This is a genomic window from Roseateles oligotrophus (assembly GCF_025717515.1).
Classification (GTDB): Bacteria; Pseudomonadota; Gammaproteobacteria; order Burkholderiales; family Burkholderiaceae_C; genus Paucibacter_A; species Paucibacter_A oligotrophus.
Genome location: NZ_JAJIRN010000010.1, coordinates 268,555 through 294,242, shown reverse-complemented (window position 1 = coordinate 294,242; position 25,688 = coordinate 268,555). Strand labels below are relative to the sequence as shown.

Genomic DNA, 25,688 nt, shown 5'->3' with positions numbered 1-25,688 from the left:
GGGCTTACGGCAGCCGCAGCCGCAAGTGCCAGCCCGACACCGTTGACGCTGCTGCTTAGGCGCCCCCAATTTCTCGTCGCCGCGACCAACAGCGCCTTGGCCGCCGGCATGATGATGTTTGTGATGACCTCCAGCCCGCTGGCCGTGGTCGGCTGCGGGCTGTCGGTCGGCGTCGCAGCCTCGGTGATTCAATGGCATTTGCTGGCCATGTATGTGCCGGGCTTCTTCAGCGGCCGTCTGATTGCGCGCTGGGGTGTGGGGCCGGTCTTGGGGCTAGGTGCCGGCCTGTTCGGCCTCGGCTGCGCGGTGGCGCTTGCGGGCGCGGCGCCCTTCAACTTTGGCCTGGCGCTGATGCTCAACGGCGCCGCCTGGAACTTCATGTTTGTCGGCGGCAGCACGCTCTTGACCCAGAGTTTTGCCGCTGACAGCCCGGCCGACCGCGCTCGTGCGCAAGCGGCCAATGAGTTCATCACGGCGGCAGTGGCGGCCATCGGTTCGCTGCTGGCCGGTGTGGTCTACAACGCCTGGGGTTGGTCGGCGATCCAGCTCGGCGTGCTGCCTCTGCTTGGCTTGGCGGCTGCCGCGACCCTTTACTGGGCAACGCTGCAGCGCCGCCTCGCCATCGAGACAGCGGGCCGGCAGATTGCCAATGCCTGAGCCCCGGCCGCCTTGAGGCCAGCGCCAAGGTCGGGGCCAGCAGCAAAAATTCAGCTGCCTTGGCTATGCTGGGCGCATGAAAATTTGGCTCAAAGATCTTTCACTGTCGGCCGCCGTGGCGGGTTTTGTGGCGGTATTGGTGGGTTTCTCCAGCACCATGGCGCTGGTGTTCCAGGCCGCGCAAGCCTTGGGCGCAACGCCGCAACAGGCCGCGTCATGGATCTGGGCGATGGGCCTGGGCACGGGCTTGACGACCTTGGGCCTGTCGCTGTGGACCCGTCAACCGGTCTTGACCGCCTGGTCCGCGCCGGGCGCCGCGCTCTTGGCCGGCAGCAGCGGCGTGGCGATGTCGGATGCGATCGGCGCCTTTCTGGTCTGCGGCGCCCTCATCACCCTGGCAGGCTGCACACGCGCCTTTGAGCGGGTGATGGACAAGATCCCGCTGGCGATTTCATCGGCCTTGCTGGCCGGCATCTTGGCGCGCTTCGGGCTCGACGCGGTGCTGGCGGTCAAGACCGATCCGAGCCTGGTGCTGCTGCTGGCGCTGGCCTATCTGATCGGCCGGCGCTTCTGGCCCGCCTATGCGGTGCCTGGCGTGCTGTTCAGCGGGGTGGTGCTGAGCGCCGCGCAGGGGCGCATGGACCTCGACTCGGTGCAATGGGCCTGGGCCAGCCCGGTCTGGACCGCGCCCACCTTCAGCCTCTCGGCGCTGATCGGCGTGGCCGTGCCGCTCTTCATCGTCACCATGAGTTCGCAGAACCTGCCCGGCGTGGCCGCGCAGCGCGCGCTCGGCTACCTAACGCCGGTGTCCCCCACCATCACGGTGACTGGCCTGGCGACGCTGTTGCTGGCACCGCTGGGCGGCTATGCGTTCAACCTGGCCGCCATCACCGCGACCATCTGCATGGGCCCCGATGCGCACCCGGACCCGCGCCGGCGCTACACCGCCGCCACCATGGCCGGGCTGTTCTATATCGGCCTGGGGCTGGCCGGCGGTGCGGTGGCGGGGCTGATGGCGGCCTTCCCGCGCGAGCTGATCGCGGCGGTGGCGGGCCTGGCCTTGCTGGGCACGATCTCGGGCGGGCTGGTCGGCGCGCTGCATGATGAGCGCCACCGCGATGTTGCGATCTTGACCTTTCTGGTCACGCTGTCCGGCGTCAGCCTGCTGGGCATAGGCTCGGCCTTTTGGGGTGTGGTGGCGGGTGCTTGCGCCTTGATGCTGCAGCATTGGCGCCGTAGATAGGCCGAGTTGCCGGCCGGCCATCTATTCTTTATTCCTATCCATACAAGCCTGGACTTGACCTGGCTGCGGCATGGAACTCAGAAATAATTTGGACTAGGCAATAGCGGTGCCTACGCCCCCGCCTATGGCCGCCGTATTCGGGACCCAACGGTACAGGCTTGTTTGATCTTGAAGGGCCGAGCCTGAGGCCCCTCCCAATGCCCAGCCCGAAGCGGGGCAGCAGGCAAGGCGGAAGCCCGGAACGCGCATCAAGCGTGCATCAGGCCCGCCAAGCGCTCGAAGAATTCGTTGTCGCGCTCGTATTGGCCCGGCGCCATATAGCCGTGGCTTTGCTTGATGGCGGCCAGATAGTTGTCGACAAAATCGCGGTAGGTGGACATCTGATCAACCGGATTGACTGGAGCCGCAGGCGCGTCGCCCATGCCGAAGCCGTAAACAGCGGTATGCATCATGAATGCGTAATCCATGACTTGACCCTCGTCCATCTTCTCGGTTGCCGCGAACCAGGCGGTCTTGAAAGAATCGGGCGCATCGCGCGGCGGGAAATGCCCGGTCCTGGCAAGCCCGACTTCCTCAAAGCCATCGGCATTCAGATCCAGGCTAAAGCCGTTTGGCAGCAACAAATTGCTGGCGCCTTCGCGTGACAAGCCATCGATCTGGATCTCATCGGCCAGGCCATGCTGGACGCGCAGCTGCTCCATCTCGCCCGCGCTCAAGCTCTTCAAGAAGGCCTGTGGATTGTCCAGGGCATTGCCGGCGTAGGCCTTGTCGAGCAGGGCCGCGAACTGGAATTCGGCGGCCACGCCCAAGGCGCGGCGCTCGGCGCTTTCCATTTGTGTCTGTCCCAGGGTCTGACTCAAGGCCAGCTCGGCCTGCTCTTGCTCGCCATCTTGCATCAGCGCCTTGGCCTGGGCAAAGCTGGCCCGGAAGTCGGCGGCGAAGTTCGAATTCGGTGTGGCCGAATACATGCTGCGCTGCATGGCGGTGCGCGCCAAGGAGTTGATTTCCTGAGTCATGCTGGAGTCCCCCTGAGTCAATGCCTGCTCGGCAGTTCAGAGCAAGGATGCTAAGCAAGGCCGCGACAAGGGATCCGGTGATTTGCGTAGGAAAACCGCAGTATTCGCCCGACTTGGCCAATTTTTAGGTCAAACTGCCGGCCGATCGCTACAAGAACAAGGACTCTCACATGTGCACCGTGATCGCCATTGGGCCGCGCGCCAGCGTCGATGGCTCGACGCTCATCAGCCACTCCGACAGCGGCCAGGATTCGCGCGTGCGCAAGATTGCCGCGCAAGACCACCCGCCCGGTGCGATGGCGCCGGTGCATTGGGGGCTGCAGAACATCGTCAAACCCGAGCTTGATTACTACGGCGAGGTGATCGGCGAAATCGAACAGGTGCCGCACACCTTTGCCTATTTCCACTCGGCCTATTCGCATCTCAACGAGCACCAGCTCGCCATCGCCGAAAGCACCACCTCGCAGCGCCCCGAGCTGAAATGCGAGCGCGGCCAAGGCGAGCAAATCATGACCGTCGAGCAGGCGATGGTGTTCGCGCTGCAGCGCTGCCGGCGTGCACGCGAGGCGGTCTTGCTCGTTGGCAATCTGATGGAGCGCCATGGTTTTCTGAGCAGCTGCGGAGACGGCAGCGAACTGCTCTGCATTGCCGACCCGGACGAGGTCTGGGTGCTGGAGATCGTCGGCGTCGGTCCGGGTTGGCGTGCAGACAGCGGCTTGCCCGGTGCCATCTGGGCGGCCCGCCGCATGGAGGCCGACCATGCGCTAGTGGTCGCCAACTGGAGCATCCTGCGCGAGCTGGACCTGGCCGACAGCGAGCGTTTCCTGGCTTGCGCTCATGTGCAAAGTTATGCCGCCGAGCGCGGCTGGTACCGGCCCGAAGCCGGCCGACCCTTCGATTGGCAGCAGGCCTACATCCCGCTGCCGCATGAATGGGCGTCAGCGCGGCTGTGGCTGTTCTACGCCGATGTGGCACCGAACCTGCGCCCCTGGCCGGCCCGCCGGTTGGAGGGCGACCGGTATGCGACGCTGGATGCCTACCATCAGGTCGTGGAGCCGCTGGACATCTACCCCTTCTCGGTCGCGCCCGAGCGCAAGCTGGGCCTGGGCGATGTGATGGCGTTTCATCGCTCGACCTTTGAGGGCACGATCTACGACATCACCGAGCAGCCGCAATGGCAGGTCGTCGACGCGAGCGGGCATGTGGCCAAAAGCCCGCTGGCCACCCCGTTCCCTAACCCCGACATGCGCCGGCTCTTGCGCCTGACGCATAGACGCCCGGTGGCCCGGCATTTCGGCCACCTCAGCTCGATCTGCCAGCTGCGCCGGGGCCTGCCCGACGATATCGCCGCCGTCTACTGGCTGGCCCTGGACAACCCGCATGTCAGCAGCTGGATCCCGATGCATGTCGGCATCGATGCGCTGCACCCCTGCTTCAGCGACTACGACCCCGAGCAGTTCAGTGCAGCGTCGGCGCGCTGGTGCATAGACTTCGTCGACAACCTGATGCAACTGGCCTACCAAAAAGCGCTGCCGCTTCTGCTGGAGCGGCGCACTAACTTTGAAGCCGAGCTGATGGCGGGCTGGCAGGCCTTGGACCTGCGCTTGCAGGCCGAACACAGCGCAGCGGAGCGGCGCGCCACGGCGACGGCGTTTGCCCAGGCCAGCATGGCCAGCGTGCCGGTTTTCTACACCGCGCTGCGCGACCTGCTGATCACGCAGCTGACGCACAAACGGCAGGTTTGAGCGGAGCCGGCTCTCAGAAAATGCCGCCCAGCCCGGCCGGCAGCTCAGTCGCCTTGCGCCCGTAGGCCCGCTCGACAGGCAGCCTGGCCCAGTGTGCATCGGCGCCCTGCTCCAGCTGTGCCAGGTAATGCTGCACCGCATCGAGCGGATGGTTTTTTGGCATCTGCGGCGGGCGGGCAGCGCCAGCCAGCGCCAATGCGGCGGCCGCGCTTGGGTCACGCATCATGACCAAGGTGGTGGCCAAGTCGAGCCGGGCTTGCCAGAGCGCCGGCACGGTCTTGTCGGGGCTGGTGTCCAGCAGGCCCACACGCTGCGCCAGCAGCTTGGCGCTGCCCTGCATATCACCCTGGGCCCGCAGCAGCTCGCCCTCGGCCTGTGCGACCCGGCTGTTCAGCCATTGGTCTTCGCTCAGATGCAACTCGGCGTCACTGCGCAGGCGCTGGATCGCGGCTGCGGCCAGCGCCTGATCGTCCAGCAGCAGGCCGACGCGCGCCAATGACAGCCAGGCGTCGGCGCGTCTCAAGGCACCGAGCTGGCGGCCATCGGCAGCCACTGCCGCCAACAGGGTTTGTGCCTGGGCGGCCAACTCGGCAGCGGGCGCCGCGTGGGCCAGCGTGCGGGCCAGCAAAAGCGCGGCGCGTGAGGCCGCCAGCGCTGGCTTGGGCGTGCCATTATTGGCGGCTAGGAAGGCCTCGCGATCAGCCAGCAACTGCGTGAACTCGCCCCGGTCGTTGTGATAACGGGCCATTTCCGGGTGCAGATGCGCCCGTGTCGCGCTGCCGTTGCCATGCAGGCGATCCATCTCGGCGACCAGGTCCAGATAGCGTTCTTCAATCCGGTCGTAGTCACCCAACCGGATCTGCATCGCCCAGGTGTTGCGGCGCAAGGTCAAGGCGTGTCTGAGGTTGTCGGTCGAGGCATGGGTTTGTGCGGATTCGGTCTGGCGCAGCTCGGCCAGGGCTGCGCTGAATCGCCCCTGACCCGAATGCAGGATGGAGACAAAATTGTGGTGAAAAGCGCGCTCGAAACTGCCCGGGGGATAGAGACTGTCGGTCAGTTCACCCAGCAATTGCAGCGTCTGCGCAGCGGCTCGCAGCCGTCCGGTTTTCATTTGACTGTCGGCCAGCACGGCCAGCAATTCGCGCATGGTTTCCGAGCGCGGCCCATACAGCTTGGCGATCCGCGGCCGCAGCGGCTCCAGTTGGGCGATCACGCCGTCCCAGGGACCGGACGGGGTGTAGATCTGCGCCAGCTTGAGCCGCGCATTGATGGTGCGCTCGTCATCTTCACCATAGGCCTGAGCGGTCAGTGCGATCCACTGCTCCGCCAAGGGCCCCGCCAAGTCGTAGCGGCTCAGGCCCTCGTAGGTTTTGGTCATCACCTCCAGCAGGCGCGCCTTGGTGGCGGGCTCATCCTTGAATTTGCCATCCAGCTCCTGGCGGCTTTTCTCCAGCAGTTGCAAGACATTGGGCGACTCACCGCCATGCACATCGGGGCTGGCGCTGCCGAGCAAGTCAGTCAGGTAAAGCGTCACTTGATCGGACTGACGGGCGGCCGCGTCGGCACGCCGCCATTGCGCCAGGCTGACGCCCAAGCCGGCCAACACCGCCAGCGCCAGCGTGCCGCCCAAGGCCGCCGGCAAGGCATTGCGACGCAGCCACAAATTGCTGCGGTGGCGCCAGTCCTCGCCTTGCGCGCCGACCGGGCGCTGCGCCAGCCACAGGCGCAGGTCGTCGACCAGGGCGCCAACGCCGGCATAGCGCGAGGCCGGATCTTTGCGCAAGGCCTTGGCGACGATGGCCTCCAGGTCGCCTTGCACACGGGCGACATCTACGGGCCTGCCGGAAGGCTCACCGGCCGGCAATTGACCCAGGCGTGGCGCTTCCAGGTGCAGCAAGTCATGCTCGGCGGCGGCTCTCGACCTGCCTTCGGTCGCAAACGGCAAGCGGCCCTCCAGCAACTCGAACAAGAGCACGCCGAGCGTGTAGACATCGGCCGCCACGCCGATGGGCGCGCCGCTGAGTTGCTCGGGTGCGGCGTAGCCCAGGGTCAGGCCACGCCCGCTGAGGCGTGTCAGCTCACCCGGCGCTTCATCATCCAGCAGGCCGGCGATGCCGAAGTCCAGCACCTTGGGGTTGCCTTCGAAGCTGACCATCACGTTCGACGGTTTCAAGTCACGGTGCACCACCAGCTGAGCATGCGCATGCTCGACCGCTTGGGCCACGCGGATCACCAGCGTCACCCGCTCCGCCACCGTCGGGCAGGCGGCGCGCGCATGCTCGGTCAGCGTGCGACCGTTGACATATTCGAGCACCAGAAACGGCAAGCCGGCTTCAACGCCGGCATCCAGCAACTTGGCAATGCCGGGATGGCTGAGCCGCGCCAGCACCGCGCGCTCCCGCGCGAAGCGTTCCGACAGCGAGGCCTGCTGCAGGTCGCCGCGCAAGAGCTTGACCACCACCTCTTGCTCATACAGCCCGTCGGCGCGCCGCGCGGCCCAAGCCTGGCCCATGCCGCCCTCGCCGATCTTGCGCAGCAAGGCCCAGGCACCCATGCGCCGGCCGGCCAGATCGGGCCCGGGCTCTACCTTTGCTTCATCATGCTGCAGCGCTTGCTGCAAGAGGGCGTCGAAGGCGCCGGTCGTTGCTTGTGGCTGAGCGGCCAACATGCGGCCCAGCTGTGCGGCCAGCGGCGCATCGGCGGCGCCCAGTGCAGCCAGCCAAGGCGCTCGCGCCTCGCCGGGCAGCTCCAACGCTTCATCGAGCAGCGCGGAGAGCCGCTGCCAACGCGGGCGATCCAGCGTCGGCTCGTCATTCATCAGTAAACGGTCGCCGCGCTATCGCCCAGCAATTCGGTCAACAAGGCTCTGGCCTTGATCAGGTCGCGCTCCACGGTACGCCGCGCCACCCCGCGCAGATGCGCCACCTCGCCCATCGGTGTGCCGGCAAAACCGATCATCTCCAGCAACTGATACAGACCCGGGTCGAGCTGCTGCATCTGTAGCAAAGCCCGGTCGATTGCGATCAGCTCGACGCCCGAGCTGATCGGCGCCACCACCTCGGCCGCGGCCGACAGCGTCAGCAAGATGCCCACATCGCCACCGCGCTTGTCGGCCGATGCGGCCCGGATATGGTCAACGACGACCGAGCGCAGCACCCGCCCCACATAGGCAAAGAACTGGCCGCGCGAATTGCCTTGCAGACCTTCGCTATCGGCCATGCGCAGAAAGCTCTCATGCACCAGCGCGGTGGTGTTCAGGCCCGGCACGCCGCTGGCCTGCGCCAACCTGGCCCGCGCGGCCCGCTTGATCTCGGGGTAGAGCCGCTCGAACAGCGCATTGACCGCGCCGGCCTCGCCTAGGGATGCATGGGCCAGGAGTTCGGTGACGGAAGGTGGGCTGCTGCTCATAGGTGTGTGGTTTTGCGGGCGATTATGCGGGGCAAGCGTGACACCCCTGATTCAGGGGGGTGGGCCGAAAGAAAAGCAGCAAGGCTGTCGCAATGGCCGCTGGACTGCGTCTTAGCCAAGAGGGCAGAGCGAAAGTGCAAGCCCCCTGCCAACCGGCAACCCCCAACAGGACACACCACCATGAACCGCTCTGCCTCAGCAAACTTCCGTCGCCTGCCGCCGCATGTGGCCATTGGCCTGGCCCTAGCGGCCTGCGCCGTCGGCTCTGCCCAGGCCGCCACAGTGACCTTCACCGGCGCCAACGGCGCCTTGTGGAGCTCCACCAGCTCATGGGTGGGCGGCCTTGGGCCGGTCAATGGCGACGATGCCGTGGTCGGCAGCTCGGGCGCAAGCAGCAGGACAGCGAGCTTCGCCTCGGTGATGACGGGCGCTGGCCTGAATTTGCTGAATCTGGACTACGGCTCGACCATCAACCAGAGCCTCACCGGCAGCGCGATGATCGCCGTGACCGAGAGCATCGGAAGCGGCCAGGCGCAGATCTCGACCTACAACCAGTCCGGTGGGTCGAACACGACCGGCCGGCTCTTCGTCGGCGGCTACCAGGGCGCGGGCTCGGGCGTCTACAACCTGAGTGCTGGTTCGCTCAATGTCGGCACCGCCGCCGTGGCCGGTGATGTGGACATCGGCTGGTATTACAGCAGCACCGGGGCCTTCAATCAAAGCGGCGGCACGACGACGGTGCTGGGCCAATTCCGCGCGGGCTACGACAACCTGGGTACCAGTGGCACCGTGACGCTCAAGGGCGGCAGCTTCAACGTCCGTGATCAGGTGACGATAGGCGTGTTCGGCACCGGTAGCTTCACCCAGAGCGGCGGCAGCGCCACCATAGGCGCGCTGATGCTGGGCTATCAGGGCGACAGCCAGGGCAAGGGCAGCTACATCCTCAATAGCAACGACGGCGCGGCCAGCCTCAACAGCGGCTGGGTCGATATCGGCGTCGGTGGCGGCGCCAGCAGCTTTACCCAAGCGGGCAACACCACCCACCAAGTGGCGGGCCGGCTGCGGGCGGGCAAGGCGGGCAGCTATACGCTGAACGGTGGGACCTTGAGCGCCGGCAAGCTCAGCATCGAGGCCGGCGGCGTCATCACCCAGACCGGCGGCACGCTGAACCTGGTCAATAGCGCCGATTCCAGCAAGGCCGGCAGCTTTGTCTGGACCGGCGGCGCCTTGCACTTCAGCGGCGACGCCAGCTTTGCCGACGCCAGCCTGCTGGCCCGCAACACCACGCTGACTGGCGCCATGAGCCTGCGTGTCGATGGCATGCTGACGCAGAACGACGCCAGCGTGCTGAACTTGGCCGGCGGCCAGCTGCAGGTCGGCAGCGCCACGCTGTCTGGACAGGTCAGCGTCGGCCAGGGCAGCACGCTCAGCACCACCACGCGCCTGAGCAATGTCGGCAGCCTGCAGCTGGCCGGCGGCAGCTTGAGCGGCGCCGGCCTGCTGTTCAACGTCACCGAGCTGAACGGCCATGGCCGCATAGCCGGCACGGGCGGCTTCATCAACGCCGGCTTGCTGACGCAGAGCGGCGGCGATTTGATCCTCAGCAACACCGGCGTCAACGAGAACCGCGGCAGCTGGAACCTCTTGGCCGGGCGGCAGCTGGAACTTGGGCTCGACACCCAGCTGGACAACGCGGGTCAGCTCAACCTGAACGGCGGCGCCGTGGTCGGCAGCGGCGTGCTGCTCAATACCAGCCTGGGCAGCATCAGCGGCAATGGCAGCATCGCCTCGGGCTTCGTCAACTTTGGCAGCCTGGTGGTGGACAAGGGCCAGACCCGCATCGACCAGAGCTTTGTCAACCGGGGTCAGATCTTGCTCGGCGCCAACACGGCCACCCTGGCCGGCGCCCAGATCGGCAACCATGGCCTGATCCAGGGCCTGGGCCGCATCACCAGCGACATCTCCAATATCGACCCCGTCGGCATGATCGAAGCGCAAGGCGGCACGCTGACCTTGGCCGGCCGCATCGTCAGCCCGAACGGCGGCACCTTGGCCGCCGGCAGCGGTGCCAAATTGCTGATCAGCCAGGGTCTGGCCAGCAATGCCGGCCAGATCCAATTGGCCGGCGGCACGCTGGACAACAACGGCAAAGCGATGGTCAACCAGGCCGGCGCCAGCATCAATGGCTTCGGTACGCTGAGCTCGGGCACCTTGAGCAACCAAGGCCAAATCTTTCTGAGCGGCGGAACCTCGGCCTTGCGGGCCAATATCGTCGCCGGCGCGGGCAGCCAGATCATTCTCTCGGGCCTCAGCAACACGACCTTTTACGGCACGTTGGAGGTCCAGAAGGACGCCGAGCTGCGCGTCACCGAAGGCTCGATCGCGACCTTTGCGGCCAAGGTCCAGCAGCGCAATGGGGCCGACGTCAATGGCGACGGCAAGATGTTCTTCGAGGGCGGCCTGGCCATCGGCAACTCGCCCGGCTATGGCTATATCCAGGGCTCGGTCACCTTCGCCAGCAGCAACACCTACATGGCCGAAATCGGTGGCATCAACGCCTGCACGGCCTTGGGCTGCGCCGAGGGTTCGCCGCTGCTGGACAGCAGTTTTGACAAATTGGTGGTCGGCGGCAATTTCAAGATGGGCGGCAAGCTGACGCTGACCTCCTGGAACGGCTTTGTGGCGCAGGCCGGCCAGAGCTTTGATTTGCTCGATTGGGGCACGAGCAGCGGCACGTTCAAAAGCATCGACGCGACCGGCTTCATGCTGGCCGAGGGCACGCAGCTGGACTTCAGCCAGCTCTACACAAACGGCACCATCACGGTCACCGCCGTGCCCGAGCCCGGCAGCTGGGCTTTGATGCTGGCGGGCTTGCTCGGGGTCGGCGCCATTGCAAAAAGGCGCCGCGCGGCGCCGGCAGCAGTTTGAGCAGGGGCTAGCGGGTCGGGCTGCCACGCGTTGCGGTTGAATTGCGGCGCAGCATGCACAATCCGCGCCAAGCCCATGCCCTCCTACAAACCATGCCAATCGATGATGAGACGCGGCTGCAAGCCCTGGTCCGAATGGACGTGGCGCAGCGGCTGCGCAGCAATGATCTGAGTCTGACCGTGGGCAACTTTGTGCTCGCGCTGCTGGTTGCCGCCAGCCTGCACAAGGCAGCGCCGCCGGCTTGGGTGGCCTGCTGGCTGGCCGTGCAGTTCGTCAACGCGGCGTTTCATCTTTGGCTGGGCCTGCGCTGGTTGCGCAGCCCGTTGACGACAGCCAACGCGCCGATCTGGCTGCGTCGGGTGACGCGCACCTCAGCGATCAACGGCGTGCTGTGGTTGCTGGCGGTGCAGATCTTCTGGCCCGGCGGCAGCGATGCTCAACGCATGTTGCTATGGGCCTGGATGATAGGCATCAGTTCCGCCGCACTGCATTCCCTGCACGCCCATTTGCCGGCCTATTTCGCCATGGTGGGGCCGGTCCTGCTGGGGCTGTTGCTGGCCGTGCTGGTGCATGGCGCGATTGACTCTTGGGCCATCCTGGCCGTGCTGCTATTGGGCTCCACGCTCTACATTCACTTTGCGGTTTCCCTGCGGCGCCTGCTGTGGGACTCGCTGCGCCAAGCCCATCAGCTCGCGCACTTGAGCGAGAGCTTGAAGTTGGAGAAGGACCTGGCGGTCAAGCTGAGTCAGTCGCGCAGCCGTTTCCTGGCCGCCGCCAGCCATGATCTGCGCCAGCCTGTGCATGCGCTGTCGCTGTTTGTCGGCGCGCTCAAGCAAAACCCCAGCAAGGCGCAGTCAGCGCAGATATTGCAGCATGTGAGCAGCGCCGTCGACGCCATGGGGGCGATGTTCAACGCCTTGCTGGATATCTCCAAACTCGACGCCGAGCAGTTGCAACCGCAGTGGCAGACGGTGGATCTGCACGCGCTGCTGAGCCGCATGGCGGCCGACCACAGCCTGCAAGCGCAGGCCAAGGGGCTGCGCTTTGTTTGCGCTCTGCCTCCAGAACCGGCCGCGCTGATGGTGCGCAGCGACCCGGCCTTGCTGGAGCGGGTGCTGCGCAATCTGCTCTCCAATGCGCTGCGCTACACGCCCCAAGGCGGCGTGCTGCTGCGGGCCCGCCGGCGGCATGGCCGCATCGAGTTGCTGGTGGCCGACAGCGGGGTGGGCATTGCCAGGGCGCGCCGCGCCGAGGTGTTTGATGAGTTCGTGCAACTGCACAGCTCGGGCCAAGGCCTGGGCCTGGGTCTGGCGATTGTTCAGCGCTTGTCCGGCCTGCTGAGCTTGGAGCTGCGGCTGCGCTCACGGCCTGGTCGGGGCAGCTTGTTCACGCTCCTGCTGGAGCCGCATGACGTGGGGCCGGCTGCAGCACCTGGCCCGCTCGCGCAGCCTCAGCTAGGCGGGGAGATGGTCATCGTGCTGGATGAAAGCGCCGAGATTCGGCTGGCCATGAGCACCCTGCTGTCGGCCTGGGGCTTGGGCGTCGTCAGCGCTGCCAGCATGGCCGAGCTGATGCCGCAGCTGATGAGCGCTAGCGCAGCGCCACGCCTGCTGCTGTGCGACTACCGCTTAGGAGCCGGCGAATCCGGCAGCGACGCAATTGCCCGGCTGCGCGAACTGTTCAACAGCGACATCCCGGCCCTGCTGCTCAGCGGCGACACCGGCCTAGAGCGCGGGCGCGAAGCGCTGGACCAGGGCCTGACCCTGCTGCACAAACCGGTCTCGCAAGCGCAGCTGCGCGCGGCGGTCGGCCAGGCCTTGCGGCCGAGCAATAGCATCAATACGACAGCGCCTGGCTGACCATGCCGGCCGCGCGCGCCGCCTCGACGGCCTGCAGGCGGTGCACCACGCCCAAGGCTTTGAAGATCGCCGAGACATGACCCTTGACGGTCTTCTCCTCCATGCCCAGCTCGCGCGCAATCTCCTTGTTCGACTTGCTATTGCACAGCTCTTGCAGCACCTCGCGCTGGCGCGGCGTCAGGCCGCTCAAGTTCGACTCGGCCGGGCCGGCTTCGGGCGCCATCGCCATCAGCGGCGGCACATAGATTTCACCGCCAAGCACCAGCGTTAGCGCCGCCAGCAGCGTGGCCGGACTGGCAGACTTGGGGCAATAGCCGCGTGCGCCGGCTTTGAGCACGCGGCGCACATCGGCAGGGTCTTCCGACGATGACAGCACCAGGCTGGGCAGCAGCGGGTAGTGCCGCTTGAGCTGCTCCAGCAAAGCCATGCCGGCCATGCCCGCCATGCGCAGATCCATCAGGACGGCGTCCACATCGGGGTGCTGGGCCAGGCAGTCCATGGCGGCGACGCCGTCACTGGCCTCCAGGATCAGTTCGGGCGCCCCGAGGCTTTGCAGCGCGGCGACGACACCGGCGCGCACCAGGGGGTGGTCATCGACTAACAACAGTTTCATGCAGCGCACTCTAGCAGCCGGCGCAGGGGCTGGGTAGGTCCCGAGACCAGGTCTTGGGTCCAAGGTCCGATTGCGCGCCAACGCCGGTGTTCGGACACTGGCTCACCTCAACAGGACACGCTCACATGAACCACTCTGCCTTAGCCCATGCCCCCCAATTCCGTCGCCTGCCACTGCACCTGGCCATCAGCCTGGCCCTGGCGGCCTGCGCCGTCAGCTCGGCACAAGCCGCCACCGTCACCTTCACCGGCGCCGGTGGTGCACTGTGGAGCGCCACCAGCTCATGGGCGGGCGGCGTCTTGCCTGCCAATGGCGACGATGCCGTGGTCGGCAGCTCGGGCGCAAGCAGCAGGACGGCGAGCTTTGCCTCGGTGATGACCGGCGCTGGCCTGAATTTGCTGAACCTGGACTATGGCTCCACCCTCAACCAGACCCTCGCCAGCAGCGCGATGATCGCCAAGACTGTGACCATCGGCAGCAGCCAGGCGCAGACCTCGACCTACAACCAGTCCGGTGGCTCGAACACGACCGGTCGGCTCTTCGTCGGCTACCTGGGCGCGGGCGCGGGCGTCTATAACCTGAGTGGCGGCGCGCTCAATGTCGGCACCGCCGCTGTGGCGGGTGATGTGGACCTCGGCTGGGGCGGCGGAACCAGCGGCGCCTTCAATCAAAGTGCCGGCGCGACGACGGTGCTGGGCCAATTCCGCGCGGGTTACAACCCCGGCGCCGCCGGCACGGTGACGCTCAAGGGCGGCAGCTTCAACGTCAGCAGTCAAATGACGATCGGCGTGTTTGGCACCGGTAGCGTCACCCAGAGCGGCGGCAGCGCCACCCTGGGCGGGCTGGTGCTGGGCTATCAACTCGACAGCCAGGGCAAGGGCAGCTACATCCTCAACAGCAACGACGGCGCGGCCAGCCTCAGCAGCGGCTATTTGGATATCAGCAGGGGCGGCGGCGGCAGCAGCTTCACCCAATCGGGCAATACCACCCACCAGGTGGCGGGCCGGCTGCAGCTGGGCAAGGCGGGCAGCTACACGCTGAACGGCGGGACCTTGAGCGCTGGCCGCCTCATCATCGAGGCCGGCGGCACCGTCGCCCAGACCGGCGGCACGCTGAAGCTGGTCAACAGCGCCGATTCCTTCAAGGACGGCAGCTTTGTCTGGACCGGCGGGCTCTTGCACTTCAGCGGCGACGCCAGCTTTGCCGACGCCGGCCTGCTGGCGCGCAACACCACGCTGACCGGCGCCATGAGCCTGCGCGTCGATGGTCAGCTGACGCAGAGCGTCAGCAGCACGCTGAGCTTGGCCGGCGGCCAGCTGCAGGTCGGCAGCGCCAATCTGTCCGGCCAAGTCACGGTGGGCCTGGGCAGCACGCTCACCACCAACACCCAGCTCAGCAACGCCGGCAGCTTGCAATTGGCCGGCGGTACTTTGAGCGGCGCCGGCCAGCTGTTCAACACCACCGAACTGAGCGGTTATGGCCGTATCGACGGCACGGGCGGCTTCGTCAACACCGGGCTGCTGACCCAGAGCGGCGGCGATCTGGTGCTCAGCAACACCGGTGACAACGAAAACCGCGGCAGTTGGAACCTCTTGGCCGGGCGGCAACTTGAAATCAGCGGCACCGGCCTGGAAAACAGCGGTCAACTCAATCTGAATGGCGGCTTCGTCATCGGCAGCGGGGGGCTGGCCAACGCCACCCAGGGCTTGATCAGCGGCAACGGCCGCATTGCCTCTGGCTTCTACAACGCGGGCAGCCTGGTGGTCGACAAGGGGCAGACGCTGATCGACAACAGCTTTACCAACCGGGGTCAGATCTTGCTGGGCGGCAATACGGCCACCCTGGCGGGCGGCCAGATCGGCAACCACGGCCTGATCCAGGGCCTGGGCCGCATCAACAGCGACATCTCCAATATCGACCCCATCGGCGTGATCGAAGCGCAGGGTGGCACCTTGACCTTGGCCGGCCGCATCGTCAGCCCCAACGGCGGCATCCTGGCCGCCGGCAGCGGCGCCAAATTGTTGATCAGCCGGGGGCTGTTCAACAATGCCGGCCAGATTCAGTTGGCCGGCGGCACGCTGGACAATAACGGCCTCAGCCTGATCAATCAGGCCGGCGCCAGCATCAATGGCTTCGGCACACTGAACGCGGGCACCGTGACCAACCAGGGCCAGATATTTCTGAGCGGGGGAACATCGGCGCTGCGGGCCGACATCGTGGCCGGCGCGGGCAGTCAGATCATTCTCTCGGGCCTCAGCAACACCACCTTCTACGGCAAGCTGGAGGTCCAGAACGGCGCCGAGCTGCGCGTCACCGAGGGCTCGGTGGCGACCTTTGCGGCCGAGGTCAAGCAGCGCAGCGGCGCCGACGTCAACGGCGACGGCAAGATGTTCTTCGAGGGCGGCTTGGCCATCGGCAACTCGCCCGGCTATGGCTATATCCAGGGCTCGGTCACGTTCGCCAGCAGCAACACCTATACGGCCGAAATCGGTGGCATCAACGCCTGCACGGTCTTGAGCTGCGCCGAGGGTTCGCCGCTGCTGGACAGCAGTTTTGACAAGCTGGCGGTGGGTGGGAATTTGAAGTTAGGCGGCAAGCTGACCCTGACCTCCTGGAACGGTTTTGTGGCGCAAGCCGGCCAGAGCTTTGATCTGCTGGACTGGGGCAGCAACAGCGGCACTTTCAAGAGCATTGACGCAACTGGTTTGACGCTGGCCGACGGCACGCAGCTGGATTTCAGCCAGCTCTACACAAACGGCACGATCTCGGTCACAGCCGTGCCCGAACCCGGCAGCTGGGCTTTGATGCTGGCGGGCTTGGGCGGCGTCGGTTTCGTCGCGCGTAGGCGTCGGGCGTAAGCTCGCTTAGGTTCTGACCTCGCCCTGCCCCAGCACCACCCATTTCAGCGAGGTCAAACCCTCCAAACCGACGGGGCCGCGCGCATGCAGCTTGTCGGTCGAGATGCCGATCTCGGCGCCCAGGCCATACTCGAAACCATCGGCAAAGCGGGTGCTGGTGTTGACCATCACGCTGGCCGAATCGACTTCGCGCAGGAAGCGCATCGCGTGGGCGTGGTTGGTCGTCAGGATCGCATCCGTGTGGTGCGAGCCATAGCGGTTGATATGCGCGATCGCCTCGTTCAGGCTGTCGACCACCTTGATGCTGATGATGGGCGCCAGATATTCCTCGCTCCAATCGGCCTCGGTCGCGGCCGTCACCTTGGCACCGGGCAGCGGGCCGAGCAGGGCCAAGGTGCGTGCGCAGCCGCGCATCTCGACACCTTTTTCGGCCAGGACCGCGCCGATATGCGGCAGAAAGTCCGGCGCGCTTTCGGCATGCACCAGCAGCGACTCGGTCGCATTGCAGGGGCTGTATTTCTGCGTCTTGGCGTTGATCACCACCGTCAGCGCCAGGCCGAAATCGACCTCGGCGTCGACGTAAGTGTGGCAGTTGCCGTCCAAGTGCTTGATCACCGGCACCTTGGCTTCGGCGCTGATGCGCTCGATCAGGCTCTTGCCACCGCGCGGGATGATCACATCGACATGCTCGGGCCGGGTGATCAAGAGGCCGACGGCCGCGCGGTCGGTGGTGTTGATCAGCTGCACGCCGGTCGGAGGCAGGCCGGCCTCCTTCAAGGCGGCCGACACCAGTTCCGCTAAGGCCAGATTCGAATGCAAGGCCTCCGAGCCGCCGCGCAGGATGCAGGCATTGCCGCTCTTGATCGCCAGCGAGGCGGCCTCAATGGTGACATTGGGGCGGCTCTCGTAAATCATGCCGAACACGCCCAGCGGCACGCGCATCTGGCCGACGCTGATGCCGCTGGGGCGGCGCTTCAGGCCGCTGATTTCACCGACCGGGTCGGGCATCGCGGCGATCTGTTCGCAGCCTTCGGCGACGGTGGCAATGACGTCCGGCGTGAGCTTCAGGCGGTCCAGCAGCGGGCCTTTGAGGCCGGCGGCTTTTGCCGCGGCCAGATCCTTGGCGTTGGCCGCCTTCAGTGCCGAGCCGCTGGCCCGCAGGCGGCGAGCCAGCGACAGCAGCGCCTGGTTCTTGGCGGCGGTGGGGGCGGCGGCCATCAAGGCGGCAGCGCTGCGGGCGGCGCTGCCGACGCCGTCCATATATTGGGTCAGGGCATTCAGATCGGGGCGGGGTGAGTTCATGGCGGGTATTTTCACCGATGACGCAGCGAAGGCTCGCAGCGGCGGCGCTCGACAGATGGCAATGGCGCCGCAATAATCCCGGCCGGCGATTCCATTCTTCAAACCTCGGCGGCTCGGGCTGCGACAGGAGTGCTCCATGCAAAGAAGGTCAATCAAGCCGTTCAGGGCGATTTTGTTGCTGGGCCTGGGGCTCGGCCTGGGCGCCACCGCGGCGCTGGCGCGCGACGCCGCGCTGCTGGAGCGAGGCAAATACCTGATGAATGGCGTGGTCGCCTGCGGCAACTGCCATATCGCCCGAGGCGAGCAGGGCCAGCCCCTGTTCGAGAAAGGCTTGTCGGGCGGCATGGTGTTTGATGAGCCGGTGTTCAAGGCGGTGGCGCCCAACATCACGCCGGACCCGGAGACCGGCATCGGCAAATGGACCGATGCGCAATTGGCCAAGGCCATCCGCGAAGGCGTGCGTCCCGACAAAAGCATCATCGGCCCACCGATGCCGATCGAGATGTACCGGCATATTTCAGACCAGGATCTGGCCGCGCTGATTGCCTACTTGAGGGATCAGCCGCCGATGCGCAACGCGGTCGCCAAATCGACCTACGCGATGCCGCTGCCGCCAAGCTACGGCCCTGCGCTGGCCTCCGTGGCCGCGCCCTCGGTCAAGGACAAGGTGAAGACCGGCGAGTACCTGGCAAGAATCGGCCATTGCATGGAATGCCACACGCCCCGCAGTCCGCAGGGCCGCCTGGAAATGGACAAGCTCGGCGCCGGCGGTCAGACCTTCAAAGGGCCTTGGGGCGAGAGTGTCGCCCGTAACCTAAGCTCGCATGCCAACGGACTGAAAGACTGGACCGACGCCCAGATTTCCAAAGCAATACGAGACGGCGTCGACCGGCAAGGCAAGCCCTACAAGCCGCCGATGGGCTATGGCTTTTATCGGTCGATCAAGGACGAGGATATGGCGGCCTTGATCGCCTACCTGCGCAGCCTTTCGCCGATGCCTTGAGGCCGGCCAGAACTCCACGAGACAGCTGGCGGCCTGGGCTAGGGTAATGCCGGGTGAATGGAAGGAGGAAGTTAGGCCATAGTGGCAGTGGCGCTTGGATAGTCGCGCCCATCACACTGCGCCCACGCAGGCCACGGTGCAACAAAGCAAGGGAATGAAAACTATGAACTTTTCAGTAATCATGACGCGCGCCGCGCTCGGCACCTGTGCCGGGCTGGCCCTGTGGATGCCACTGAACGCGAGTGCCACCACGAGCTATGGCGCGCCGGAGGCCCTCAATCGGCCTGGCTTTGCCGAAACGTTGCCGTGGGACATCAGCGATAGTGGCGTCATTGTTGGGCAGTCAGATGGTGTCGGGTTCATCTACAGTGCCGGTGTTTTCAGCAGTTTTAGTCACCCAGATGCCACCGCCGGTACCAGCCTGACCGGCATTGCCAATGATGGCACTTTGGTCGGCATTTATGGCGTGGGGAACCCGGACGATGGAAAGTTCCAGAGTTTTATCTACTCAGCAGGCAGTTTGTCGGCGTTCAGTGCGGCGGGCTCCAGCAGCACAAACATTCGTCACATCTCGTCCGATGGCCGTTACCTCACAGGCTATGCCGAAGATGTGAACGGGACTGCCAGTGCTTTTGCCTTTGACCGCAGCAGCCAAAAATTCATTGATCTCCACGTGGCAGGGGATCTTTTCTCTTTTGCTCAAGGCGCCAACATAATGGGTCAGGTTACCGGTAGCTTCAATCGCGGAGGCGGCGTACGTGGCGCTTTTATTGTTGACCTGAACACCATGTCGCGCACCGAGTACCTGACGGTTGATGGACTTACCTACCCTCGCTTTCGCGACATCAACGACTCGGGTGTTATTGCAGGATTCGCGAGCGGCCAAGCTTTCGTCGGCAGGCCCGGTGACTGGACTGTTTTCCCCGGCGTGGCCGATAGCACAATAGCTGCTTACGGTATTAACAACCAAGGCATGTTGGTAGGCTATAAATCGGACAACGTAACGGGTGCCGCAAGCGGCTGGGTCGCCGCACCGGTGCCGGAACCGGCCACCTGGGCCTTGATGGCCTTGGGCCTGGCAAGCTTGGCTCTGCGCAAGCGCAGCCAAGGCTGAAATTCCGTATTGGGCACAAGGGTCAGGTCTTGCGCAAGTCCTCAAGTCCTGACCCTATCGGGCTTCAGCTCGCGCGCTTTTGCCGCCTTGCCAAGCTCAACACCCCCACCAACCCACCCAACATCAGCGCATAGGTCTGCGGCTCCGGCACGGCCGAAAGCGCGGCCACGGCGGCGACGCCGAGGTCGGGTTGGTCGGTGAAGAGGCCGTCCATACCCAAGTCCACAAAGGCCTTGATCTGGCCGGCCAAATCGCCGTAAGCGGCCGGGTCGGCGCTGCTGTCGAACTCGTTCGGCAAGAACACATTCTCGGCACGGAAGGTCCAGCCATGCACGGCCAGGCCGCGCTGGTGTGCGTTGGCGATCAGCTGCGTCGGCGCGCCCAACTTGCCGCCCACCAGTGAAATCATCAGATTGGTGTTGGAGCCGACGCCGTCGGCGTAAGTCATGATGGTGTCCAAGCCGGCGGCCGAGGCCAGATCGGCATAGCTACGGCTGTCATCGAAGGGCCTGCCGCTGCCATTGAGCAACTGCACGATCTTGATGTCGGTCTTGCCATTGATGTATTCGAGGTTGTGCACCTCGAAAGACTGGATGAACACCGGCGCATTGCGGTCATTGCCATAGTTGGCGTGCAGCGTCGCGACCAGCTTGTCCTCCATGCGCTGCAGGCCGTTGGCATCGCTGAAGTTCTTGAAGTAAGTGGGGTGCTTGGTCTCGGGGTAGATACCGATGACCCGGCCGGTTTCCAGCGTCTTGGCCTTGGCCAGATTGATCACCTCTTGCAGCGTCGGGATCACGAACTGGTTGTTATAGGCGTTATTTCCCAGGCGCAAGTCGCGCAGGCGCTCTTGGGCGCGGATGTCCTGGCGGATCTCGGCGGCGGTGAAATCTTCGGCGAACCAGCCGGCCGTTTTGACACCGTCGACGGTCTTGACGGCCAGGCGGTCCGCATACTTGGCCAGTTGCCAGACATTGGTGCTGCTGTCGGTACGGTTCAGGTCGGGTACACCATTGACCATCTTGATGCTGCCGTCGGCGTTCAAGTTCACCCGAGCCAAAAGCGGTTCATGGCGGGCGATCAACTCGCCGTCCTTGGTCATCACCAGATCCGGCTCGATGTAGTTGGCACCTTGGGCAATGGCCAAGGCATAGCCTTCCAGCGTGTGCTCGGGGCGATAGCCGGACGCACCGCGATGGCCGATGACGATGGGCGCGGCGCCATCCAGCGTTTGCCAACCGGTGGCGAGTGAGGCTTGGGCCGAAGTGGCGCCGACGGCGGCAAGCGCGCACAGCGCGGCAGAAATGGCGTGCAATTTCATGGGGGATGTCCGGTTGTAAGGAAGTTAAAGCTGACAACGCAGCATCGCCCACCCAGATGACACCCCAATTAAACGTGGTGGCGTCCGTTTGGACGCCACCTTGTCAACGCCTACTTCACAGCAAACTTGGCGTAGTACTGGGCAATCGCCGGGGTCTGCTCAACCCGCTGCATATGAGCATTAAGAGCCGGCGCGACTTGCTCTACCAGATCGCGCGGCACATGGTCGAGGCGGCCGGAGTTCAGGCCGCGCACATCGACAAACACCTTCAGGTCGGCCACCGTCAAACGGTTGTCGGCAAAGTACTCGCCGCCATGCGCAAGCAATTGCTTTTGCAACCAGCGCAAATAGACCGGCATTGAGCCATTGACGAGCGCCAGACGGGCTTGCTTTTGCTCTTCGCCTGACATGCGAAAGCTTGGGCCCAACTTGACCGAGGCCTCTTCGACCACGCACATCACCTCGTCACAGAGCAGGGCCTGAAAAGGATCGCTCGGGTACAGATGGGCCAGCTTGCCGGCATAACGGATGATCGCGTCGCACTGTGTGACCTGCACGCCGTCCACATGCAGCACCGGCACCTGGTTCAGCGGTGTCGTCTTGCGCACCTCCTCGAACTCGGGGAAGCTGAAACGATGGTCCTCGAAGGCCACGCCACCGATATGAAAGGCCAGCCGCGCGGGCTCGGCGCGGCCGCCGTGGAAGTCGAAATAAGTGAGTTTGAGTTGGCTCATGGTGCTGTCCTGAGTTGGGGTGGTGGGGCGTGATGGGGGTGCGGCGCTTGTTTTCGCTTCATTTGACACGATGGATCCTTGTAGTGGCAAGGCCCACCAGTTCGGCGACGCTTTGGACGTCGGCATCGCTCGCAAAGCGCAGCTCAATCCAAGCCGAATTCGGCGAGCGATCGGGATGCTGAATCGAGCCGGCGGGGTGGGTCAAGCCAAGTTCCCGTATGAGGGTCTTGCCGAGCTTCAGATCAAGCTCCTGCTCACTGTGGAAGTGGGCAAACTCCTGCCCCAAATAGAACAAGGAGGTCGATCCTGGGATGCCGGAAGCTTTGTTCTCAAGGCCCTCAATCTGCGCCAGCTTCAGCAATAGTCTGGACTTCAAGTTCGCCATGTGCTTAGCCCTCGCCCACATGCGAAGCGACAACCGCAGCTCAACAGACGCTCACGCTCCAGCGCGAACAATGCAGGCCATTCGATGCTGTAGGCACACAAGCTCACTGGCTTGTGGATAGCGAGTTGAAGCGATTCGTCTTCTGTCACTGAAAAATCCCTCTTGTCCCTAGCATCTGATTAGAGCGCAGTTCGGGCCGACTTGGCTGCGGTACGCTTCGGTCCATGACAACACAACATCCTTTGAAAAAACTGTTGGCCTATGCCCAAGGCCACCGGCGCGACATCCGCCTGGCCATGCTTTATTCCATCCTCAACAAGTTCTTCGACATCCTGCCCGAGGTGCTGATTGGCGCGGCGGTGGACGTGGTGGTGCGCGGCGATCAGAGTTTTTTGGCCAAGAATTTACTCGTCAATTTCGGCATCACCGACACCTGGCAGCAACTGCTGTTCCTGGGCGGCTTGAACATCGCGGTGTGGATTGGCGAGTCGGGTTTCGAGTATTTGCTGGAGCTGAAATGGCGCGGCCTGGCGCAGAACATCCAGCATGAGCTGCGCCTGGATACCTATGGCCATGTGCAGAAGCTCGAACTCAGTTACTTCGAAAACCAGCGCACCGGCGCCTTGATGTCGGTCTTGAACGATGACATCAATCAGCTCGAGCGCTTCCTGAATGGCGGCGCCAATCAGATCATCCAGGTCGTGTGCTCCTCCATCATGGTCAGCGCGGTCTTCTTCGCCTTGCAGCCGGGCCTGGCGGTGGTGGCGCTGCTGCCGGTGCCGATGATTCTGTTCGGTACCTTCTGGTTCCAGAAACGCCTGGCGCCGCGCTACGCGGTGGTGCGCGAGGCGGCCGGCGATGTGTCGGCCCGCTTGAATAACAACCTGCTCGGCCTGGCCACCATCAAGGCCTTCGCGACCGAAACCTTGGAGGCCGCCCATATCGGCCAGGCCAGCGATGCCTACCGCGTCGCCAATGCCAGCGCGATCCGGCTCAGTTCGGCGATCACGCCGGTCATACGCATGGGCATCCTGGCCGGCTTCACCGCCACCTTGCTCTATGGCGGCTGGCTGACGATCCACGGCGACTTGGCGGTCGGCGCCTATTCGGTGCTGGTCTTCCTGACCCAGCGCCTGCTCTGGCCGATGACCAGGCTGGCCGAGGTGGCCGATATGTACCAGCGCTCGATGGCCGCCACCCAGCGGGCGCTGGGCCTCTTGGCCACGCCGATCAAAATTGCCTACGAAGGCGAGCATTTCCCGGTCGAACAGGCGCGCGGCGCCTTGAGCTTCGAGGGCGTGGGCTTTGCCTATGCCGAGCAGCCGACGCTGCAAGACCTGAACCTCAGCATACCCGCCGGTCAAACGGTTGCCTTCGTCGGCAGCACCGGTTCGGGCAAGTCCACCCTGGTCAAGCTGCTCTTGCGTTTTTACGAGCCGCAGCAGGGCCGTATCTTGTTTGACGGTCGGCCTATCGGTGAGCTGAATCTGCAGGATCTGCGGCGCGCGATCGGCTATGTCGCACAGGACAGCTTTCTGACCGACGGCACGATCGCCGAGAACATCGCCTACGGCATGGCCGAGGCCAGCGACGCGCAGATTCATGAGGCGGCGCGTTTGTCGGAGAGCCTGGAGTTCATTGAGCGCCTGCCCTTGGGCTTTGCGACACGCATCGGCGAGCGCGGGCAAAAGCTCAGCGGCGGCCAGCGCCAACGGCTGGCCTTGGCGCGCGCGATCCTGAAGAACCCGCCGCTGTTGATCCTGGACGAAGCGACCAGCGCGGTCGACAACGAAACCGAGGCGGCCATTCAGCGCTCGCTGAACATCGTCAGCCAAGGCCGCACAACGCTGGTGATCGCGCACCGCTTGTCGACCGTGCGCCAAGCGCATTGCATCCATTTGCTGGAGCGTGGCCGCATCGTCGAGAGTGGCACGCATGACGAGTTACTTGCACGCGGCGAGGCTTATGCGGCGCTGTGGCGGCTGCAGACCGGGGAGTTGGTTTGAGGAGAGTGTCGGCTTGCCGCCCTTGTCTATTCGCGGCAGCAAACTTCCAGGCGCGACGCAACTCAAGCCGGGCGTGAAGAAGATTCCAATTCCCGGTTTTTTGGTCGCGGGCTTGATCCGCTTCATATCGGCGTTTCGTTTGTGCCGCTATCGTTTGGCGCATGGCTACGACGAAACGATTCCCCTTGCAGCCCAGCCAGCCTCATCGCCTGTGCTGGGGCTGTGATCGCTACTGCGCCGCCGACGCGATGGCCTGCGGCAATGGCTCGGTCCGCACATTGCACCCGGCCGAGTTGTTCGGCGAGGACTGGCTGGAGTGGTCGCCGCTGGCCGACCCCGAATCGTCTGCCGAGCCCCTGGATAAGCTCGCGGGGCCGCTGTCACAAGCTTAGGCGCAGCGGTTTTTTCGGCATTTCTTGCTTCGGATCGGCGGCGTGCCGACGTCAGTGCTCACAGCAGCCCTCGCGTTTGCGCCATCAGCCTGGTCAAACCCAGCATGGCATCGGTATAGGGTGTGGCCAGGCCGATATGCTGGCCGATCTCGCGCACCGAAGCGACCAGCGCATCCAGCTCGAGCGGCCGGCCGGCTTCCACATCCTGCAGCATCGAGGTCTTGAAGGCGCCGAGTTTGCGCGTTACGGCGTGGCGCTCCTGCGGTGTCTGGCCGACCGGGCAGCCGATACGCTCGCCGATGGCACCGGCTTCCAACATCACGGCGGTGACGAAGCCGCACACCAAGTCGTCATCAAGAATCCGGTCGCAGGTGGCACCGGTCAGCGCCGAGATCGGGTTCATGGTCATATTGCCCCAGAGCTTGTACCAAATGTCTTTTTGAATCCGCTCGGAGACCGTCGCATTGAAACCGGCCCGGCCCAGCAGGTCGGCCAGCTCCGTGACATGTGCGGGGCGGCCACCGGCCGGGTCGCCGAGGATCAGGCCCATGCCCATCACATGTTTGACCAAGCCCGGCTCAGGGCTGGAGCAGCTCGCGTGCACGACGCTGCCGATCACGCGCTCGGCCGGTATCGACGCCGCGATCACGCCGCCGGGGTCGACCGACCGCAGCTGCAGCCCTTGGCAGGGGCCTTGCAGGCCATTGAAGAACCACCAGGGCACGCCATTCATCGCCACCAGCACGCGGGTCTGCGGACCCAGCAGTGCCTTGACGGCTGGCGCCACGGCGGCCAGCGCCGGGCCTTTGACGGCAATCACGACCAAATCGGGTTGACCCAGGTCCTCCGGCTTGTCACTGGCCAGGATAGGCACCGAGATGTGCTCGCCGCTTGTCTTGTCCATGCGCAAACCATGGGCGCGCAAGGCATCAAGGGTGGCGCCGCGCGCCAAGGCGCTGAGCTGGACTTCCGATCCCAGTTGATGGCCGACATGGGCGGCGAACCAACCTCCGATGGCGCCTGCGCCGACGATGCAAATTTTCATGATCTGAGAGCTTCCAATGACGCGAACCGCGCGGCTGCAGTCTCGCATGAAGCCTGCGC

At 64.8% G+C, this 25,688-nt stretch carries 18 protein-coding genes and 1 pseudogene; 10 read left to right on the top strand and 9 right to left on the bottom strand.

Annotated elements, in window-relative coordinates; genetic code table 11:
* Together LNV07_RS22150 and LNV07_RS22145 are read left to right on the top strand one after the other, a co-directional pair.
* Positions 1 to 657: pseudogene (locus LNV07_RS22150) on the top strand (MFS transporter); the annotation flags it as partial.
* A gap of 76 nt (positions 658 to 733) precedes the next feature.
* Positions 734 to 1,900 (top strand): benzoate/H(+) symporter BenE family transporter, encoded by a 1,167-nt coding sequence (locus LNV07_RS22145; RefSeq protein WP_263573373.1) that lies wholly within the window; start codon positions 734 to 736, stop codon positions 1,898 to 1,900.
* A gap of 248 nt (positions 1,901 to 2,148) precedes the next feature.
* Here the strand turns inward: LNV07_RS22145 and LNV07_RS22140 are convergent, their stop codons facing one another.
* Positions 2,149 to 2,916 carry a hypothetical protein gene (locus LNV07_RS22140; RefSeq protein WP_263573372.1) on the bottom strand — a complete coding sequence of 256 codons (768 nt, stop codon included), beginning with the start codon at positions 2,914 to 2,916 and terminating at the stop codon, positions 2,149 to 2,151.
* 170 nt (positions 2,917 to 3,086) lie between these two features.
* Here LNV07_RS22140 and LNV07_RS22135 point away from each other — a divergent pair, with 170 nt between their 5' ends.
* A complete protein-coding gene (locus tag LNV07_RS22135) occupies positions 3,087 to 4,661 on the top strand; it encodes a dipeptidase (protein WP_263573371.1) in 1,575 nt (524 codons plus the stop codon).
* A 13-nt stretch (positions 4,662 to 4,674) separates the two neighbouring features.
* Here LNV07_RS22135 and LNV07_RS22130 read toward each other — a convergent pair whose 3' ends face one another.
* Both LNV07_RS22130 and LNV07_RS22125 read right to left on the bottom strand, forming a co-directional pair.
* Positions 4,675 to 7,479 (bottom strand): serine/threonine-protein kinase, encoded by a 2,805-nt coding sequence (locus LNV07_RS22130; RefSeq protein ID WP_263573370.1) that lies wholly within the window; start codon positions 7,477 to 7,479, stop codon positions 4,675 to 4,677.
* Positions 7,479 to 8,069 carry an ECF-type sigma factor gene (locus LNV07_RS22125; protein ID WP_263573369.1) on the bottom strand — a complete coding sequence of 197 codons (591 nt, stop codon included), beginning with the start codon at positions 8,067 to 8,069 and terminating at the stop codon, positions 7,479 to 7,481. Before LNV07_RS22125 ends, LNV07_RS22130 begins: the two co-directional genes overlap by 1 nt.
* Before the next feature lie 180 nt (positions 8,070 to 8,249).
* Here LNV07_RS22125 and LNV07_RS22120 point away from each other — a divergent pair, with 180 nt between their 5' ends.
* Positions 8,250 to 10,997, top strand: coding sequence for a beta strand repeat-containing protein (locus LNV07_RS22120; protein ID WP_263573368.1), 2,748 nt, complete (start codon positions 8,250 to 8,252; stop codon positions 10,995 to 10,997).
* A 92-nt stretch (positions 10,998 to 11,089) separates the two neighbouring features.
* Complete coding sequence (locus LNV07_RS22115; protein ID WP_263573367.1) at positions 11,090 to 12,856, top strand: ATP-binding response regulator; 1,767 nt, start codon at positions 11,090 to 11,092, stop codon at positions 12,854 to 12,856.
* Here LNV07_RS22115 and LNV07_RS22110 read toward each other — a convergent pair.
* Positions 12,834 to 13,469, bottom strand: coding sequence for a response regulator transcription factor (locus LNV07_RS22110; RefSeq protein WP_263573366.1), 636 nt, complete (start codon positions 13,467 to 13,469; stop codon positions 12,834 to 12,836). The two genes, LNV07_RS22115 and LNV07_RS22110, sit on opposite strands and share 23 nt — an antisense overlap.
* Before the next feature lie 125 nt (positions 13,470 to 13,594).
* On the opposite strand from LNV07_RS22110, the gene LNV07_RS22105 reads away from it, so the two are divergent.
* Complete coding sequence (locus tag LNV07_RS22105) at positions 13,595 to 16,327, top strand: beta strand repeat-containing protein (RefSeq protein WP_263573365.1); 2,733 nt, start codon at positions 13,595 to 13,597, stop codon at positions 16,325 to 16,327.
* Positions 16,328 to 16,333: 6 nt separating this feature from the next.
* On the opposite strand, the gene LNV07_RS22100 is transcribed toward LNV07_RS22105, so the two are convergent.
* Entirely contained in the window at positions 16,334 to 17,608 is a 1,275-nt protein-coding gene (locus LNV07_RS22100; protein ID WP_263573378.1) for a glutamate-5-semialdehyde dehydrogenase, read from the bottom strand.
* Between the two features lie 157 nt (positions 17,609 to 17,765).
* Between LNV07_RS22100 and LNV07_RS22095 the strand changes: the two genes are divergently transcribed.
* Together LNV07_RS22095 and LNV07_RS22090 are read left to right on the top strand one after the other, a co-directional pair.
* Positions 17,766 to 18,632, top strand: coding sequence for a c-type cytochrome (locus LNV07_RS22095; protein WP_263573364.1), 867 nt, complete (start codon positions 17,766 to 17,768; stop codon positions 18,630 to 18,632).
* 154 nt (positions 18,633 to 18,786) lie between these two features.
* The gene (locus tag LNV07_RS22090; protein ID WP_263573363.1) at positions 18,787 to 19,746 is read left to right on the top strand and encodes a PEP-CTERM sorting domain-containing protein; all 960 of its coding nucleotides are present in this window, start codon (positions 18,787 to 18,789) and stop codon (positions 19,744 to 19,746) included.
* 64 nt (positions 19,747 to 19,810) lie between these two features.
* On the opposite strand, the gene LNV07_RS22085 is transcribed toward LNV07_RS22090, so the two are convergent.
* From LNV07_RS22085 to LNV07_RS22075, 3 genes are all read right to left on the bottom strand, one after another.
* Positions 19,811 to 21,067, bottom strand: a complete 1,257-nt coding sequence (locus LNV07_RS22085; RefSeq protein WP_263573362.1) for a glycerophosphodiester phosphodiesterase family protein — start codon at positions 21,065 to 21,067, stop codon at positions 19,811 to 19,813.
* A gap of 110 nt (positions 21,068 to 21,177) precedes the next feature.
* Positions 21,178 to 21,801, bottom strand: coding sequence for a glutathione S-transferase (locus LNV07_RS22080; RefSeq protein WP_263573361.1), 624 nt, complete (start codon positions 21,799 to 21,801; stop codon positions 21,178 to 21,180).
* 58 nt (positions 21,802 to 21,859) lie between these two features.
* On the bottom strand, positions 21,860 to 22,162 hold the full coding sequence (locus LNV07_RS22075) for a luciferase domain-containing protein (protein WP_263573360.1): 303 nt from the start codon (positions 22,160 to 22,162) through the stop codon (positions 21,860 to 21,862).
* A 266-nt stretch (positions 22,163 to 22,428) separates the two neighbouring features.
* Between LNV07_RS22075 and LNV07_RS22070 the strand changes: the two genes are divergently transcribed.
* Both LNV07_RS22070 and LNV07_RS22065 read left to right on the top strand, forming a co-directional pair.
* On the top strand, positions 22,429 to 24,192 hold the full coding sequence (locus LNV07_RS22070) for an ABC transporter ATP-binding protein (protein ID WP_263573359.1): 1,764 nt from the start codon (positions 22,429 to 22,431) through the stop codon (positions 24,190 to 24,192).
* A gap of 161 nt (positions 24,193 to 24,353) precedes the next feature.
* Complete coding sequence (locus LNV07_RS22065) at positions 24,354 to 24,584, top strand: DUF3079 domain-containing protein (protein ID WP_263573358.1); 231 nt, start codon at positions 24,354 to 24,356, stop codon at positions 24,582 to 24,584.
* A 58-nt stretch (positions 24,585 to 24,642) separates the two neighbouring features.
* Here LNV07_RS22065 and LNV07_RS22060 read toward each other — a convergent pair whose 3' ends face one another.
* Positions 24,643 to 25,629 (bottom strand): 2-dehydropantoate 2-reductase, encoded by a 987-nt coding sequence (locus LNV07_RS22060; RefSeq protein ID WP_263573357.1) that lies wholly within the window; start codon positions 25,627 to 25,629, stop codon positions 24,643 to 24,645.
* Between the last annotated feature and the right edge of the window lie 59 nt (positions 25,630 to 25,688).